14 protein-coding genes and 1 pseudogene are annotated in these 15,363 nt (G+C 60.9%); 10 read left to right on the top strand and 5 right to left on the bottom strand.

What is annotated here, in order from left to right; translation table 11 throughout:
• Positions 1 to 84 precede the first annotated feature (84 nt).
• A complete protein-coding gene (locus AC1TQG_RS01090; RefSeq protein WP_482135110.1) occupies positions 85 to 345 on the bottom strand; it encodes a GlsB/YeaQ/YmgE family stress response membrane protein in 261 nt (86 codons plus the stop codon).
• A gap of 88 nt (positions 346 to 433) precedes the next feature.
• A complete protein-coding gene (locus AC1TQG_RS01085; protein WP_482135109.1) occupies positions 434 to 838 on the bottom strand; it encodes an MmcQ/YjbR family DNA-binding protein in 405 nt (134 codons plus the stop codon).
• 91 nt (positions 839 to 929) lie between these two features.
• On the opposite strand from AC1TQG_RS01085, the gene ligA reads away from it, so the two are divergent.
• From ligA to AC1TQG_RS01040, 9 genes are all read left to right on the top strand, one after another.
• Complete coding sequence (ligA, locus tag AC1TQG_RS01080; RefSeq protein ID WP_482135108.1) at positions 930 to 3,080, top strand: NAD-dependent DNA ligase LigA; 2,151 nt, start codon at positions 930 to 932, stop codon at positions 3,078 to 3,080.
• 40 nt (positions 3,081 to 3,120) lie between these two features.
• On the top strand, positions 3,121 to 4,113 hold the full coding sequence (locus AC1TQG_RS01075; protein WP_482135107.1) for a MurR/RpiR family transcriptional regulator: 993 nt from the start codon (positions 3,121 to 3,123) through the stop codon (positions 4,111 to 4,113).
• A gap of 183 nt (positions 4,114 to 4,296) precedes the next feature.
• Positions 4,297 to 5,661: a metallophosphoesterase family protein gene (locus AC1TQG_RS01070; RefSeq protein ID WP_482135106.1), complete on the top strand. Its 1,365-nt coding sequence runs from the start codon at positions 4,297 to 4,299 to the stop codon at positions 5,659 to 5,661.
• 122 nt (positions 5,662 to 5,783) lie between these two features.
• Complete coding sequence (locus tag AC1TQG_RS01065) at positions 5,784 to 7,364, top strand: ABC transporter substrate-binding protein (RefSeq protein WP_482135105.1); 1,581 nt, start codon at positions 5,784 to 5,786, stop codon at positions 7,362 to 7,364.
• Positions 7,365 to 7,476: 112 nt separating this feature from the next.
• Positions 7,477 to 8,412, top strand: a complete 936-nt coding sequence (locus AC1TQG_RS01060; RefSeq protein ID WP_482135104.1) for an ABC transporter permease — start codon at positions 7,477 to 7,479, stop codon at positions 8,410 to 8,412.
• Between the two features lie 98 nt (positions 8,413 to 8,510).
• Positions 8,511 to 9,320, top strand: coding sequence for an ABC transporter permease (locus tag AC1TQG_RS01055; RefSeq protein WP_482135103.1), 810 nt, complete (start codon positions 8,511 to 8,513; stop codon positions 9,318 to 9,320).
• Positions 9,317 to 10,291 carry an ABC transporter ATP-binding protein gene (locus AC1TQG_RS01050; RefSeq protein WP_482135102.1) on the top strand — a complete coding sequence of 325 codons (975 nt, stop codon included), beginning with the start codon at positions 9,317 to 9,319 and terminating at the stop codon, positions 10,289 to 10,291. Before AC1TQG_RS01055 ends, AC1TQG_RS01050 begins: the two co-directional genes overlap by 4 nt.
• On the top strand, positions 10,291 to 11,046 hold the full coding sequence (locus AC1TQG_RS01045; RefSeq protein ID WP_482135101.1) for an ABC transporter ATP-binding protein: 756 nt from the start codon (positions 10,291 to 10,293) through the stop codon (positions 11,044 to 11,046). Before AC1TQG_RS01050 ends, AC1TQG_RS01045 begins: the two co-directional genes overlap by 1 nt.
• On the top strand, positions 11,043 to 11,720 hold the full coding sequence (locus AC1TQG_RS01040) for an HAD family hydrolase (protein ID WP_482135100.1): 678 nt from the start codon (positions 11,043 to 11,045) through the stop codon (positions 11,718 to 11,720). Before AC1TQG_RS01045 ends, AC1TQG_RS01040 begins: the two co-directional genes overlap by 4 nt.
• A 30-nt stretch (positions 11,721 to 11,750) precedes the next feature.
• Here the strand turns inward: AC1TQG_RS01040 and AC1TQG_RS01035 are convergent, their stop codons facing one another.
• The 3 genes and pseudogenes from AC1TQG_RS01035 to AC1TQG_RS01025 all read right to left on the bottom strand — a co-directional run bounded on the left by AC1TQG_RS01035 (position 11,751) and on the right by AC1TQG_RS01025 (position 13,962).
• Positions 11,751 to 12,062 carry a hypothetical protein gene (locus AC1TQG_RS01035; RefSeq protein WP_482135099.1) on the bottom strand — a complete coding sequence of 104 codons (312 nt, stop codon included), beginning with the start codon at positions 12,060 to 12,062 and terminating at the stop codon, positions 11,751 to 11,753.
• Positions 12,063 to 12,158: 96 nt separating this feature from the next.
• A pseudogene (locus AC1TQG_RS01030) lies at positions 12,159 to 13,080 on the bottom strand (alpha/beta hydrolase fold domain-containing protein).
• A gap of 33 nt (positions 13,081 to 13,113) precedes the next feature.
• Positions 13,114 to 13,962 (bottom strand): DeoR/GlpR family DNA-binding transcription regulator, encoded by an 849-nt coding sequence (locus AC1TQG_RS01025; RefSeq protein WP_482135098.1) that lies wholly within the window; start codon positions 13,960 to 13,962, stop codon positions 13,114 to 13,116.
• A 403-nt stretch (positions 13,963 to 14,365) separates the two neighbouring features.
• On the opposite strand from AC1TQG_RS01025, the gene AC1TQG_RS01020 reads away from it, so the two are divergent.
• Complete coding sequence (locus AC1TQG_RS01020) at positions 14,366 to 15,361, top strand: extracellular solute-binding protein (protein WP_482135097.1); 996 nt, start codon at positions 14,366 to 14,368, stop codon at positions 15,359 to 15,361.
• The last annotated feature ends 2 nt before the right edge of the window (positions 15,362 to 15,363 follow it).

The following is a 15,363-nucleotide window of genomic DNA, read 5'->3' as shown; positions in this document are numbered from 1 at the left end:
TCGCACGCGACTCTGATCTACATGAGCAATCACCACGCGCGGGTGTGTGAGCACCCCACGCGCAGCAACCGACGCAGACGCAGATCAGGCAGTGCGCTTACGCGTCCACAACTGCCATCCCGCGGTCACGATCAAGGCGCCGACCAGCGAGCCGATGACGCCGCTGATGTGGAATTGGATCCCGTGGCCCGTGACCAGGCTGATCAGCAGTCCGCCGACGAATGATCCGAGCAGGCCGGCGACGATCGCCAGCGTCCAGTCGATGCCACCGGAGGGCTTGCCGAGGATGAGCTGAGCTCCGGCGCCGATGAGCATGCCGAACAGGATGATTCCGATGAGAAGCATGTGCGGAGTATATGCAGTGCGGAGACCCAGATCGCACATTGGATGTGGTTTTGGTCTCACGCGTCCGGATACAACGGACGTCTCGGCGTCAGTCCAGTTCGGCCGGGCGTTCGCCGTCGTCGAGGCGTGTGACGAGTTTCTTCGGAGCGATCATGCGGTAGCTGGCGTCGAGTAATTCGGCCACCTCGGTCCAATCGGGCTTCTTCGACAGATCGAGTCCAAGCCATCCGTAGGGCCCCACATAGGCCGGATAAAAGAACCGGGGATCTTGTTCCAGTGCACTACGTTCGGATTCGTCGACCTTGAAGAGGATCGACGTGTCGAACCTCGGTCCGCCCTTGACGCCCCCGCCGTACGTGCCGAACATCTTTCCGCCACGAAATGTGGGCCTGCCGTGTGCGACGACCTCGGTGGCGTCGGGAAATGCCAGGGCGACACCGCGCAGCCGATTCAGGACCGGGTCATCGTCGGAGAACATGATCGGGTGCGCCATGGTGACAAGGGTAGAACGAGTGGGTGGGGCGTTTCGACTATTCGGCCGTAGCCGGAATGGTCTGTCAGGACCCTCGACTATCTTCAACAGTGTGTCCGACAGTGCAGATATCGAAGAGCCGACGCCCGCGAAGCCCACCCCCTCGGATGTGCGCGAGCAGTGGGCGAGGCTGGCCGAAGAGGTGCGTGACCACCAGTTTCGCTACTACGTCAAAGACGCCCCGATCATCACCGACGGTGATTTCGATGCCCTTCTCCAGAAGCTGCAGCACCTGGAGGAGCAGTATCCCGAGCTGGCGGTGGCCGACTCGCCGACCAAGCTCGTCGGTGGTGGATTCGCAACCGAGTTCAAGGCGGTTGATCACCTCGAACGCATGATGTCGCTCGACAACGTCTTCGACGCCGAGGAGATGCGGGCCTGGGTCGGTCGCGTCGAGGCCGATGCCGGCGTCGGCCTGGAATACCTGTGCGAGCTGAAAATCGACGGCGTGGCGTTGAGCCTGGTCTACGAGAAGGGTGTGCTGGTTCGCGGCACCACCCGTGGCGACGGCCGCACCGGTGAAGATGTCACCCTCAACGCGAAAACCATCAACGACGTCCCGCATCGTCTGACCGAATCGGAGAAGTACCCGATCCCGGATCTGCTGGAGGTCCGCGGCGAGGTGTTCTTCCGGGTCGATGACTTTCAAGCGCTCAATGCGTCGTTGGTCGAGGCCGGTAAGGCGCCGTTCGCCAACCCGCGCAACTCCGCGGCGGGTTCGCTGCGCCAGAAGAATCCACAGATCACTGCGCGCCGTCGGCTTGGCATGATCTGCCACGGGCTCGGCCGGGTCGAGGGAGCCACATTCAAGACCCTCCACGACGCATATCTCGCGCTGGGGGAGTGGGGCCTTCCCGTTTCGAAGCACACCACCAAACTTGTTGGCGCCGATGCGATCCTGGAGAAGATCGATTATTGGGGCGTGCACCGCCACGATGTCGAACACGAGATCGACGGCATCGTCGTGAAGGTCGACGACTTCGGATTGCAGCGTCGCCTCGGCTCCACCTCCCGTGCGCCGCGCTGGGCCATCGCTTACAAGTACCCGCCGGAAGAGGCCACCACCAAGCTGCTCGACATCCTGGTGAACGTCGGCCGGACGGGCCGGGTCACCCCGTTCGCGTCGATGACACCGGTGCTGGTGGCCGGCTCGACCGTGGCAATGGCCACGCTGCACAACGCATCCGAGGTCAAACGCAAGGGTGTCCTGATCGGTGACACCGTCACCATCCGCAAGGCAGGCGACGTGATCCCCGAAGTCCTCGGACCGGTGGTCGATCTGCGTGACGGCACCGAGCGTGAGTTCGTGATGCCCACCCACTGCCCCGAATGCGGCACAGAACTCGCACCCCAGAAAGAGGGCGACGCCGATATCCGTTGCCCGAACAGCCGCTCGTGCCCGGCACAGCTGCGGGAGCGGCTGTTTCACCTCGCCGGCCGGGGCGCCTTTGACATCGAGGCGCTCGGCTACGAGGCAGCGGGGGCCCTGCTGAGCTCTGGCGTGCTGGAGAACGAGGGCGACCTGTTCAGCCTGACCGCGGACGACCTGCTCAAGACCGAGCTGTTCACCACCAAGGCCGGAGCGTTGTCGGCCAACGGAAAACGACTGCTTGCCAACCTCGATGCGGCCAAGAAGGTACCGCTGTGGCGGGTGCTGGTGGGGTTGTCGATCAGGCATGTCGGGCCCAGCGCCGCACGCGCGCTGGCCACCGAGTTCGGGACGCTCGAAGCCATCCAATCGGCGACGGTTGAACAACTTGCCGACGTCGAAGGTTTGGGAAATACGTTGGCGCAGAGTGTTGCCGACTGGTTCACCGTTGATTGGCATCGCGAGATCGTCGAGAAGTGGCGGGCCGCCGGTGTGCAACTCGAGGACGAACGCGACGACTCGATCCCACGCAATCTCGAGGGGCTGAGCATTGTGGTCACCGGATCTTTGCAGGATTTCTCCCGCGACGGTGCCAAAGAGGCGATCCTCGTCCGCGGCGGCAAAGCGTCGGGGTCGGTATCGAAGAAGACCGCGTTTGTGGTCATCGGTGATGCACCCGGCACCAAGGCGGCCAAGGCCGAACAACTCGGTGTCCCGATCCTCGATGAGGACGGTTTCAAAAAGCTCTTGGCGCAGGGTCCTCCGGCGACGGATGACATCGAAGTAGCGAATGACGCCGGTCCGAGCGGTGAGGCGCCGGTCGAACCGAGCTGAACCACTCGGCGAGGTGCCGCTCCCTGGAACGCTCTAGGGGATGGCCGACCACCCACGGAGCCCTCTGAAATTTCATTGCAGATTTGAACTTGTCATGAAATTTCAATCCACCGGCAACCTTGGATTCTGGTTTCGTTCGTATACGGACCCTAGGTTCATTGGTATGACGGACATCGGGATTGAAACCGAACAGGCAGGTCGCACCGCTGAGCTGATCCGCGCAAATCTGGGTTCGCTCTCGCCGGCGGAACGCAAGGTGGCCGATGTGGTGCTTCGCGACCCAGTGGCGGTCATCCACCTGTCGGTAAGCGAGCTCGCAGCGTTGGCCGACTCATCTGGATCGTCAGTGGTGCGGATGTGCACAGGTTTGGGACTGCGCGGTTTCCAAGAACTGAAGATCCTTCTCGCCCAGGAGTCCTTTCCTGCCGAGAAACAGATGCTCGCAGCAATCACCCCGGACGACACGATCGCCGAAGCGGCACGCAAAGTGATCATTGGTACGGCTTGCGCATTGGAGCAAACTGCGTCAGTGATCGACGTCGAGCGGATCACCCGAATAGTCGGAGCACTTCGCGCCGCCGCGCGCGTCCAGTTCGGTGCGGTCGGAACGTCTTCGCCGGTGGCCGCCGACGCCGCGCAACGCTTGGTCACCCTGGGGGTGGACGCACGATTCATACCCGACGTGCACGCCCAACACGTGGCCGCGCGCATGCTCACCCCTGTCGATGTCTTCTTCGCGATCAGTCATACCGGTTCGACCACCGAGACACTCGCAGCGGCGCGTGCAGCCCGTGACGCTGGAGCGACAGTGATCGTACTCACCAGCTTCGCGGCCTCGCCGTTGACCGAGATCGCCGATCAGGTATTGGTCGCCGGGAGTGCTGAAACTGCCTATCGCGTGGAGGCAATGGCCAGCCGAATTGTCCATATCACTGTGATCGACGCGATTTTTGTTGGGCTGTCGCTGCACGACGAGGTTGCCGCGGCCCACCAAAAACTTGCCGCTGATGTAATCATCGAGCATCGCATCTGATGTCCGATCACGTATCAATCTGCCTTCGCCTGGATGCGCTCACCGAGTCTCCTCGCGCGTCCAACGGAACGCAGGCAAGCCAATTCAGCAACCTCACCGAACGTGGGCGCAGCGTGGACCTGTTCGAAACTGCTCTCGAAATCCCGCCGAGCCGCTGTCAACATTCGAGTGGCGGCGGACCCGATGCCTGAAACGCAGCAGATCCATGCGGAGCCCGGACCGATTAAAGCGCTGACGCCCCGAGGCCCCGGCGTTCATTTTGTCGCATACGCAGATTCATGTATTGGAATGGGCGACAGAGAGATCGAGCGCCACCGCACTGTTGTCGACGTGATTCGTCGACTTTCACCAGCCCCGAGTTTCATTGCTTTCCCCGGCGATGCCGTAGCAACAGGCAGCGACGCCGAACAATGGGATACCTGGTTCGACGAGATGAAGTGGGCCTTCGAATCGGGGCTGGAGGTATATCAGGCCACAAGCAACCACCACATTGTCGATCAAGACGGTATCGATGAGTTTCGGCGCCGTTGGTGCGACCTCCCACAGAATGGGCCCATGAGTCAGCAGGGCCTCGCGTACTGGGTACGGCGGGGCTCGCTTCTCTACGTCACACTGCACCAACCAGATCCGCGCGTCGAGTCATGCATGCAGAACGGGATCTCCGCGGTGGAACGTCAGTGGCTGGAGGAGGTCCTCACCACCAACGCCGACGCAACCCACATTGTTGTGGCCGGTCACTACCCGGTTTTTCCGGTGAACGGGTACATCCAGTCACCTATGTGGTGCTTCATCCCAGAAGCGCGTAACGATTTTTGGGAGATTCTGGTCCGTCACGGAGTGACGGCGTACCTGTGCAGTCACGTCATAGCCTTCGACGTCCAGGTTCATCAGGGCGTTTTACAGATCACCACAGGTGGCGCGGGCACCACTTTCGGGCCGGGTGGCTTCATGCCCGGTCCAGAAGAATTCCTACACGCGGTCCAGATCGCATTGGACGGCGCCGGAATGCGGTATCAGGTTCTTGATGGGGCGGGGGTGGTCCGCGAGCACCTCCAGTGGCCACCTCCGCCGCAGCCTGAGCCCCAGCGATTGTCCGCTGTCGGGACCGGTACCCACGGATCTGAAAGCATTCTCTACCTCAACGTGACCGAACCGCAGGACGCGCCATACGACTTCACCGGACTTCGTCCCGAGCCCAATTTTTCGCAGATCCCGTGGCTCGGCTCAGGCGATGGAAGATTTCTGGCAGGAATCGATTCGGCGACATCACAATTATTCGTGCGTTTGGATATTGACGACATAGGACCTCAAACATGGTGGGGCCCAATGCTTGTTATGTCAGACGCAAACGACGTCCAGCTTGCGTTTCACCCGCATATGGGTCCTGGCGGTGTGCTCTATCGCCTTTCGGGGCAATGCCAATGGACATCCATGAGCAGCTGTTCGGCCCGCGGTCTCGAGAGCTATCGCTGGCCAGATGAAGTCTTGCCTCTGCATCCACGGCTCACGCTGACCGCGTGTGGGCTAGACCTCGCCGCCGAACAATAGACCAGCGCAGCGCACAATTCAACGCCTGACCCGTGTCAGAGATTCCGGTTTCCACATCCGAACAACCGTGTCTCGATCCATCCACGCCTGAACCAAACCCATACCAATCCAAGGAGTGAGTCATGTTCACAGCCAGTCAGAACCACGCAGGACCAAACGTGCCACGGAAGCGTTGGCGGCCAACCAAGTACGTCACGGCAGCACTTGCGATTTCACTCGCACTGACTGCCTGTGGCGGGCAATCTGAGACGAGCGAAGGCGGTCAGAGCCCAAGCGTCATCCGCATTGCGAACGACTCCATTGTCAAAACGCTCGATCCGATCGAAAATGCCAGCTACCAAATGGTTCAGGTCACATATCTCTGGGGCGCGTACCTGACGACCTACGGTAGCGGCGACATCGGGGGCCGGCCATTGCTCGCCGAGACCGTAACCCCATCGGATGACTTCACCACGTGGACAGTCACTCTGAAAGAAGGTCTGGTGTTCTCAGACGGATCGCCGATCACATCGGACGATGTCGTCGCCAGCCTTATGCGACTCGATGACCGCGATCAAATTGAAGCCGATGGGTTCGCGGGCCCCTTCTTTGCGAATCTGCAATCCATCTCCGCAAATGACGCCGCGAGCGTCACTTTTCAGTTCGCAGACCCGCTCCCGAACTTCGCCAAGCAGGTCGCGATGCCGCAGATGGTCATTGTTCCCGCAGCCGGTCTCGCACAAGGTAAATCGTTCTGGGAGGCCCCGATCTCGGCTGGTCGCTACGTCATCGATTCGGCCGACCTGATCAACGGGAACGTGAATTTTTCGGCCAATCCCACGTACCTCGATGGGCCGCAGGAAGTCACGAACATAGAAATGACAAGTGTTCCGGAAGCTGCTACCCGTATTGCGCAGCTCTCCCAGAACCAGATCGACTACGCAGAGAACCTGCCGGGCAACCTTCTGCCACAGATCACCGGAGATCTCCGCGTCGACGAGGCGCCCTGGGCTGGGGGATCTTTGTACTTGCTACCGAATGTGCGTGAGGGAGCAATCCTGTCCGACTACAAGGTGCGCCGTGCGATCGACCTTGCTCTGGATCGGCAGCAGATCTCCGATACCGCACTCGGCGGTGAGGTGGCCGGCAAGCCCTTGTTCGGTGTGCCGTGGAACCAGACCAACGAATCCCCGAACGTCGTTTCGTCTGAACCCAATCAAGCTGAAGCCACCGAATTGCTGAAAGGAACGAAGTGCCAGGACGGCTGCGAACTGAGCCTCTACTACTTCAGTGACGCGGTGTGGCAGCTTCCGGTGACAGTGCAGGTGGTAGCCGAACAGCTCGATGCAATCGGCATAGACGTCAAGCTGCGGAGCGTGACCCTCGCAGAGGGCGGAGACACATGGCAGGACGAAGGCGGTGACCTCAACATGGGTTGGACTGGCTTCTACGATGATTCGGCGAACTATCTCAGCGATTACTACATCACTGGTGCCTGGCTCGAGAGCTCAAGTGGGTTCGTCTCACCTGAAATGACAGCTCTTGGCAAGCGCATGGCAGTGGCCGACTCGGCTGAGCTTCCAGCGCTCACAGAAGAGGCCAATGGACTTTTTGCTGCAAATCTCCCGCTGATTCCCTTGACAACCCTCACCTATCTCGCCGGTTCGTCGTATCCGGAGAGCATGCTCACCAACATTCAAGCCGCGTACTTCGACATTCCGTGACGACTCAACTGCTGATCGAGACAGGGGAAAGACCGTGACGACGACAGCAACTCTTCGCGGGCGCACCGTCCGTAGCGACATAGGAGAGGGAAGTAGGCGAGCCATTCGTAGCGTGATCCAGATAGTGGCGAACGCCGTCGCCGTCGCGGTCGGCGTAGTGGTGGTCACGTTCTTCCTGCTTCGCGTGCTGCTGGGCGATCCCGCGTATCAGTACGCGATGGCGCAGAACGGCGGCCGCCCACCCCAGCCAGAAGCAGTGGAAGCCGCGCGACGGTATCTCGGCATCGACACGCCGGTGCTCGTCCAGTTCTGGGACTTTGTCAGCGGTTTGGCACGAGGCGACCTCGGGACCTCCTTGCAAGGTGCGCGCAAGCCTGTCGGTGAGCTGGTGTGGAGCGGGTTTTCCACCACCATCGTGCTGACCATCATCACCATCGTCGTGTCCGTTCTCGTGGGCACGGCGTTGGGGTTGGCTTCAGCTGCTGGGCGTTCACCGTTCTTCGATCACTCACTGCGCATCGGTGCGATGGCGGGGATCGCAGCGCCCGCCGCACTTGTTGGGTTTGTACTGATTTGGCTCAGTAGTACGGTCGGCAGCCCATTCCCAGCCGGGGGATGGGGCCACGGATATCCAGACAATTTCCGGTACATGGTCCTTCCCGTCATAGCCCTGTCAGTGTGGTTTATTGCAGCCATCTTTCGTATCGTGCGTGAGCGTGCCAATGCGGTGCTGGCAGAACCTCATATCGAGGCTGCGAAAGCCCGCGGCGTGCCCACCTCGCGCATCTTGTTCCGACATGTTCTACCGAACTGTCTGCCGACGCTGCTCAGTTTCGTTGCACTCAACACTGCCGGTTTGCTCGGTGGTGCCGTGGTGATCGAGGTGGTCTTCGGTATACCCGGGATCGGACGGACGCTGACATCAGCCCTCACGACAAACGATTTTCCAGTCATTCAGGCCTGCGCGATGATCACCGGACTTGTTGTGGTCGTGTGCTTGGCCGTCGCCCGAATCATCACCCAGGTGATCGACCCGAGGACGCGCTGATGGCAACAAGCACTCTCACTCCAACCACGCAGGCCAACAACCAACCGCCCGAAGGCAACCGGCTGCAATCGGGCTCACGCCTCCGCGGGCGCGTGCGCGTGACCGAAGGGACGATCGGCGGAGCACTGCTGCTGCTTTGTGCCGGTATTTTTGTACTCGGCCCGATTCTCTATTCGACGAGTCCCACCGCCATCGGTACGCCCATGCTTTCACCGTCTGCCAAGCACTTATTCGGCACCGACGAACTCGGCCGGGACATCCTCGCACGAGTACTGGTGGCCGGAAGACTAGACCTTTCGATCGTAGTGGTCAGCGTCGCGGGAGCTTTGGTCGTCGGGATCGCCATCGGCCTCGTCGTTGCGATACTCCCTCGATTCGCTCGAGAGTGCGCGATGCGGGTCATCGAGGCGGCGATTTCGATTCCCTATCTTGTTCTCGTGCTTGGTATTGCAGCGCTCTTTCGGACCCAACAGATTATTCCGGGGATACCTTCCGGTGTTGTGGGTATCGTCATCGCGCTGATCATCGGCGGCTGGGCGCCCTTCGCCAACTTCACAATCGTCCAAGCACTATCCGTGCGTCAGCGAGAATCGGTGATCGCGGTACGCACACTGGGTTTCGGGGAACTCCGCATCCTGCGCCGCCATATTGCACCGGCTGTGATGCCGGTCAACATCTCGTACGCCGCAACACAGGCCGTTGCCAATGTCGGTGCTCTCGCCAGCCTGGCGGTGCTCGGTGTCGGCGTGCAGGAGCCCAGTCCAGAGCTGGGGCAGATGATGCAGCGGGGTATCGGGCTGCTTCCGACCGCACCCTGGATATCGCTGATCCCTGGGGCCGTCATTCTGGTAATCGGGATTGGTTTCGGGCTGATTGCTGATTCGTACACGACGAAAGATAAACGATGACCGAACCTGTTGCCCTTGCAGTCGATGACCTTCAAGTGACCGTCGGGAATGTCCGAATACTCCACGGTGTCAATTTTGCTGTACACCCCGGTGAGGCCGTCGGCATTGTTGGTGAAAGCGGTTCAGGTAAGACCATGACAGTGCGTACAGTCACCGGGCTCCTGCCGATGATCAACGGCAAAATCACCGGCGGGCGCGTAACGGTCGATGGGGAGGATGCCACCAACGCCACTGCGCGTCGTTGGCGACGCTGGCAAGGCAAGACGATCGCGTTTGTACCGCAAGCGAGTATGTCCAGTCTTGATCCCATGATGTCCATTCGACAGCAACTCGTCGAAACCATCCGGATATCCGATCGACGGTCCGGTGTTGGACAGCAAGTCACCGAGCTCCTCGAGTCCGTGCACCTCGACCCGGACGAAGCCACTTTGCGGAGCCGCCCGCACGAGCTGTCGGGTGGTATGCGCCAGCGGATCATGATCGCGCTCGCGCTCGCGACCAAACCTCGAATCCTTGTTGCGGACGAACCGACAACCGCGCTCGACGCGACTGTGCGCGCCTCCATTCTCGATCTGCTCACTACGCTTCGCAGAGAACGCGGTTTGGCCATGATCATGGTCTCGCACGACATCGAGGCCATCGCCGGCGCAACAGATAAGACAGTTGTGATGTACGCGGGTCGTTCAATCGAATCGGGCCCCACTGCCGAAGTGATTGCAGCTCCTGTTCACCCGTACACATCGGCTCTGTTGTCGGCGATGCCCTCGCGCACAGAGCCAGGTTTGCCATTGCCTGTCATTCCAGGCCACACCCCCAGGTTTGCAGACCTTGTGCCAGGCTGTGCTTTCGCTTCGAGGTGCAGATTCGTCTCACCGGCATGCCGTGGCAGTCATCCCCCGACGATCACGATCACACCGTCCCGCAACGCTTCCTGCGTACTCGCCAAGCCCGGAAAGTTCAGCGAACTATGATGAGAACCGCACACGAGACCGAAATCGTCGTCGAGGGCCTTGATTTCGCTTACGGGAACAAACCTGTGCTGCATGGCATCGATCTTCGGGTGTCGTCACGAGACCGTCTCGGCGTTGTCGGGGAGTCGGGTAGTGGCAAGACCACACTTGCCAAACTCCTTGTGGGCGTTATGCACTCCGATCGCGTGACAGTGGACGGACGCCCATGGCGCACCTATTCGCGCCGCAGTGATACGCGGCGTTGTGTCCAGGTCATCCAGCAAGATCCGTTCGCATCGTTGACCGCACATCTGTCTGCGATCAGTGCTGTTACCGAAGCGGCGCAGGTGACGCAGCGAATTGGACGTCGCGAGGCCAAAGAGCTCGCAAGCGTGCTTCTTGACTCCGTAGGTATCGGGCCGCAGCTGGCCGTCAAGAAGCCGACGGCGCTCAGCGGTGGCGAGTGCCAGCGGGTCGCGATCGCCCGCGCATTGGCCGCGCGCCCGTCATTGCTGGTAGGAGATGAACCGACCTCCGCACTCGACCTCTCGATACAGGCTCAGGTACTGAATGTCTTGCTTGATCTCACCGAGAACCTCGGGCTGGTCCTTGTCTCACATGACTTGGGAGTCATCCGGCACCTCACCGACCGTGTGGTTGTCATGCAGCACGGGCGGATCATGGAACAGGGGCCGACACGGGAGGTACTCGAGAATCCCACACACCCGTATACGCGACAGCTCGTCTCCGGGATGCCTTGGATGTCGACCACATGAGCGGCGCACCGGGTTTGGTATTCGATTGTGACGGCCTACTGGTGGACAGTTCAGCCGCGTGGACGAGTGCGTTCGATTCTGCAGCGCTTCAGGTTGGGTATGAACTCTCTGCCGTGGATCATGTTCGGCTGCTGGGCAGCTCAGTCGGCAGCGCCGCTGCGTTGATTGCCGGGCTGGCGCACGATCCGACATCACGGTCGATGCTCGCCGACGTGATCTTGTCGGCACTTTCCGCCTCCGTCACGTCGCAACCGCCGGTCGTACTGCCGGGCGTCCACTGTCTGATCGACTCCCTGTACGGACGACTCCCGATGGCTGTGGCATCGAATGGACCTACAGAGATTGTCAATCTGGTGCTCGAAAAGACTGGATTGCAACCGGCCTTCGACGCAGTTTGTACCGCAGACATGGCGGCCGCACCGAAACCCGATCCGAGTGTCTATCTGACCGCGTGTGAGCAACTCAAAGTAGATCCGCGCTCGTCGACAGGACTGGAAGACTCGCCCATCGGAGCTCGTGCTGTCATCGGCGCCGGGATGAGCCTTGTGTTGGTAACAAAGGTCCCGGATGCATCCACCAGAACGGTTTGGCCCGCCCCGGCACTGTCTGTTCTCACGGTTCCTCGACTCGATGACGCTCGGGTGCTACCGCACCTCTTCCGTGATCGTCGATGACATGAGGGCAGGGCAGACCGCACAACCGCATCAATCAGCTGAAGGCTCACCATGGTCTTGGTGGATCGTCAGGCGCGGCCAGGGTGGTTGTCTGAGTACTGCGGCAGAACCCAGGGTTGCCGCGATCAGGCCGGTGATCACGCCGATCAGGGCGATGCGTCCACTGTCGATGACCGGGGTCGACGTGGTGGCTCCGTTTGTCACCGTGAACACCCCGACTGCCACCGGCTTGCCTCGTCGGCTCCTACCGGACACCGGGATCACCGTCGTGTGCTCGTCAATCGTGATGGTGCCATCGAAGCGAGAGCACACACTTTCGGTGCCGTCATCGTCCATCTGCATTGACTCTCCTTGTGCGACTTGGTTGTACGGCGGTCCTAAATTCGGCGATGGTGATTCAACTGCGTTCGGTGTGGGGCCTCGGTCTGCCGATTCTCCTCACCGTGGCTCTACTGTAAAGCAGCGCCGGAGCCACGAATCGCTATCGAGCACAGCGCGCCGGCCGATAGGTGTGGGATGGTTCGTGAATCCGTGTGGGACGTCGGGGTAGAGACGTAGGTCGACGTCGTTGCCTGCTGCCGACAGTCGGGCCACCATCGCAAGGTTCTCGGCCAGCAACACATCCTCGGATCCGATCACCACCAGGGTGGGAGGCAGATCGCGCAGGTCGGCGAACGTCGGAGAGATGTCAGGGATCGTGCGATCGTTGACATGGCCGACGTACGCCTCGATGAATATTCGTCGGCGATGGTGCGGCCGGCGGGGTGTGGGCGCTCACGTCGTAGGTGTCTGCTTCCAAGACGGCGCCTAGAAATGACTTCGCCCGGTCTCGATCACGAACGCGCAGCAGCGTTGTCATGACCAATGTTGATCCCGCGGACATGCCGCCTATCGCGAGCTTTGTGGTGCCGAACCGTTCGGCCGCGACGTCGAGTAGCCAGACGGCGACGGCTTCACAGGCCTCGGGCGCTGCCGGCCAAGGGGACTCGGGTGCGAGCCGGTAGTCGACGCTGACCACTGCCGCGCCGACGGCGTCCGCGAGTCGTGTGTTTCTTGCGTCAGCCTGGGCGGCTGAGGCCATGTAGAAGCCGCCACCGGGTATGTGAGGTAGAACCCGGTGACGTCCCCGTCTTTCGAGATGATGATGCGCACGGACAGTTCTCGGCCGTCGACCTCGAGCGCGTGCTCGACGGACCGGGTTGTCGAGGTGGGATCTACGGTCCTGGCGGCTCGTACCGCAAGCAACTCCGGTAAGGAGGCCGGGCCGGCGCCGGCCACCCGCGTCTCATAGAACGCTCGCGTGGTTGCCACATCGTCAAACCGAAGCTGGTTCGAGTAGATCTGCCAGTGCGAGTTTCAACTATTCACCCAGCCGTTCGTTGGAATGTTCTCGTCAATTTACTTGCGCTGCAGGGATCTTACCCGCTGCCTGAGGGCCCACGGGCGCATCCTGCCCGAGTACATCGGTGCAGACGGTGACACGTGCGTCGTGCTCACGAAGTTCGCGCAGCACGTCCTTCGGTGCGCCGGGATCGGTGATCAGTTGCTCGAAATCAGTCAGGGACGCAGCCCAATGCAACGCGGTTCGGCCGAGTTTGCTGTGATCGGCGAGGGCGATCCGTCGGCCCGATGAAGCGAGCATGGCCTGCTTGCACGCGACGACGTCCTGCTCTTGGTGGTACATCCCACCGGCATCGATTCCGGAGAACGAGAAGAACCCGATATCGGCGCGGATACGCCTCGCCGCAGCCTGGCAATCGACGCCGAGGAGCGAGGCGAGCCGACTGTTGTACTCGCCTCCGAGTACAACCAGGACCACGTCCGACCACTGCGACGCAGTGGTGATGATCGGGACGAAGTTGGTGATCAGGGTCAGCGGGCGGATCTCCTCGAGGAGATCCAGCACGTGGAGATTGGTCGTCGAATTATCCAGTAGCACTGACATTCCTGGCTCGACGTACTGCGCGGCCAACCGTGCAATCGCCCGCTTCTCTTCCAGCGCATGGCTCATCCTGAACTCGACACTGCTCTCGAACACACTGGAAGGTTGCGCGGTGACGCCGCCGTGAAACTTCCGGACAACGCGCTTTCTCGCCAGCGCATCCAGATCTCGATGCATGGTCACCAGGCTCACACCGAACAGTTCCGCGAGTTCTTGTGCGGTGGACGTGTTGTGTGTGAACAGATGATCGGCAATGGCTTGCTGGCGTCGTGCCGGCGGGGCGGCTCTGCTCGAGCTCACTGACGGTCTCCTCGATCTGGACACAGGGGATGGATTGGGGATACACCGAGCCGATCTCCATGACCGTAGCATTGTTCAACGTTCGTCCATGGATGCTTCTCTACCCGACGACGACCGCAATGTGATTGCAGTACAGCTGCTTTCGTGCCGATGTGCGCGAAGGAGTCCGGTAGCCAGACGCGCGAAGTCCGTTAGCGTAACTAATGGTTAAATCTTCATGATTTGGTGAAAACTACCCATTTTCGTGCGACATACTGGGACGGCGGACCCTGGTGTCCGCCTCTCGCCGGTCTGCTCAAGGCCTAAATTCATCCCCTAAAAGAGGAGTGGCTCCGCAATGCGCGGTCTCGTTCGTTCACGTTCAAAAGTTGTGAAATATGCTGGGGCGCTTGCAGTTATCGCCATGATGTCGACCGCTGGATGTTCCGGTGCCGTGGGAGGCGGTGGCAGCGGCTCAGCCGCAGGCACGGTGGTCCAGTACAACAGCCCGGACGAGTGGGCAAACTACAAGGACGTCCGAGCGGCATTCGCCGAGCAGACGGACATCACTGTTCCCGCCGATGTCAAGAACAGCGGGCAGAGTCTCTCCGCGCTGGCAGAGCAGAAGGACCATCCGCAGGCCGATGTGGCCTACTGGGGACCGACCTTCGGTGTCTCTGCAGATCAGCAGGGTCTGCTGGAACCCTATGTGCCGGCCGGGGCCGACGAGATCTCGAGCGATCTGAAGGCCGCCGATGGTTCATGGAACGTCGCGCACTACGGCGTGGTGTCGTTCCTGGTGAACAAGAAGGCGCTCGGCGGGCTTCCCGTGCCGCAGAGCTGGGAAGATCTTCTCAAGCCCGAGTACAAGGACATGGTGTTCTACGCCGATCCGGGAAAGGCAGCGATCGGGTATTACACGGCGGCGGCGGTCAATCTTGCTCGCGGCGGGTCCATGACCGACTGGTCGCCGGCTCTCGACTACTTCGCGAAACTGAAGGCGAACGGTGGTCAGGCGCCCGTCAACACCACGCCAAGCAAGGCAGCTTCGGGTGAGTATCCGATTCTCGTCGACGCTGACTTCAACGGTTACGCACAGAAGTACAACCAGAATGCCGACATCGAGGTCGTCCTTCCCTCGGACGGAACCGTCAAGGTCGCTTACGCGTTGAGCCTGGTCAAGAACGGGCCGAACCCGGACGGCGCGAAGAAGTGGATCGACTTCCAGTTCTCGGACGAGGGGCAGAAGCTCTTCGCTGAGTTCTACGTGCATCCCGTTCGAGGTGAGATGCCTGCCGACATCGCGGCGAAGATCGCTCCGAGTGAGGCGTACGACGCGGCGCAGTCGCTTGACATGACCGAACTCGCGGCGGCGCAGACCGATTTCGTCGCCGAATACACCGCTGCAATCTCGGGCTGACC

It is taken from the genome of Williamsia sp. Y844 (assembly GCF_056786475.1).
The sequence above is the reverse complement of the archived record's forward strand: the minus strand, read 5'-3'. Positions and strand labels throughout refer to the sequence as shown.

What these genes read in the sequence shown, in the direction of transcription:
- AC1TQG_RS01085 (WP_482135109.1), bottom strand. Translation starts at nt 838, where the DNA reads ATGGCGCACCCGATCATGTTCTCCGACGATGACCCGGTCCTGAATCGG.
- AC1TQG_RS01090 (WP_482135110.1), bottom strand. Translation starts at nt 345, where the DNA reads ATGCTTCTCATCGGAATCATCCTGTTCGGCATGCTCATCGGCGCCGGA.
- AC1TQG_RS01045 (WP_482135101.1), top strand. Translation starts at nt 10,291, where the DNA reads ATGAGAACCGCACACGAGACCGAAATCGTCGTCGAGGGCCTTGATTTC.
- AC1TQG_RS01070 (WP_482135106.1), top strand. Translation starts at nt 4,297, where the DNA reads ATGCCTGAAACGCAGCAGATCCATGCGGAGCCCGGACCGATTAAAGCG.
- AC1TQG_RS01050 (WP_482135102.1), top strand. Translation starts at nt 9,317, where the DNA reads ATGACCGAACCTGTTGCCCTTGCAGTCGATGACCTTCAAGTGACCGTC.
- AC1TQG_RS01020 (WP_482135097.1), top strand. Translation starts at nt 14,366, where the DNA reads ATGATGTCGACCGCTGGATGTTCCGGTGCCGTGGGAGGCGGTGGCAGC.
- AC1TQG_RS01035 (WP_482135099.1), bottom strand. Translation starts at nt 12,062, where the DNA reads ATGCAGATGGACGATGACGGCACCGAAAGTGTGTGCTCTCGCTTCGAT.
- AC1TQG_RS01040 (WP_482135100.1), top strand. Translation starts at nt 11,043, where the DNA reads ATGAGCGGCGCACCGGGTTTGGTATTCGATTGTGACGGCCTACTGGTG.
- AC1TQG_RS01075 (WP_482135107.1), top strand. Translation starts at nt 3,121, where the DNA reads ATGGCCGACCACCCACGGAGCCCTCTGAAATTTCATTGCAGATTTGAA.
- AC1TQG_RS01065 (WP_482135105.1), top strand. Translation starts at nt 5,784, where the DNA reads ATGTTCACAGCCAGTCAGAACCACGCAGGACCAAACGTGCCACGGAAG.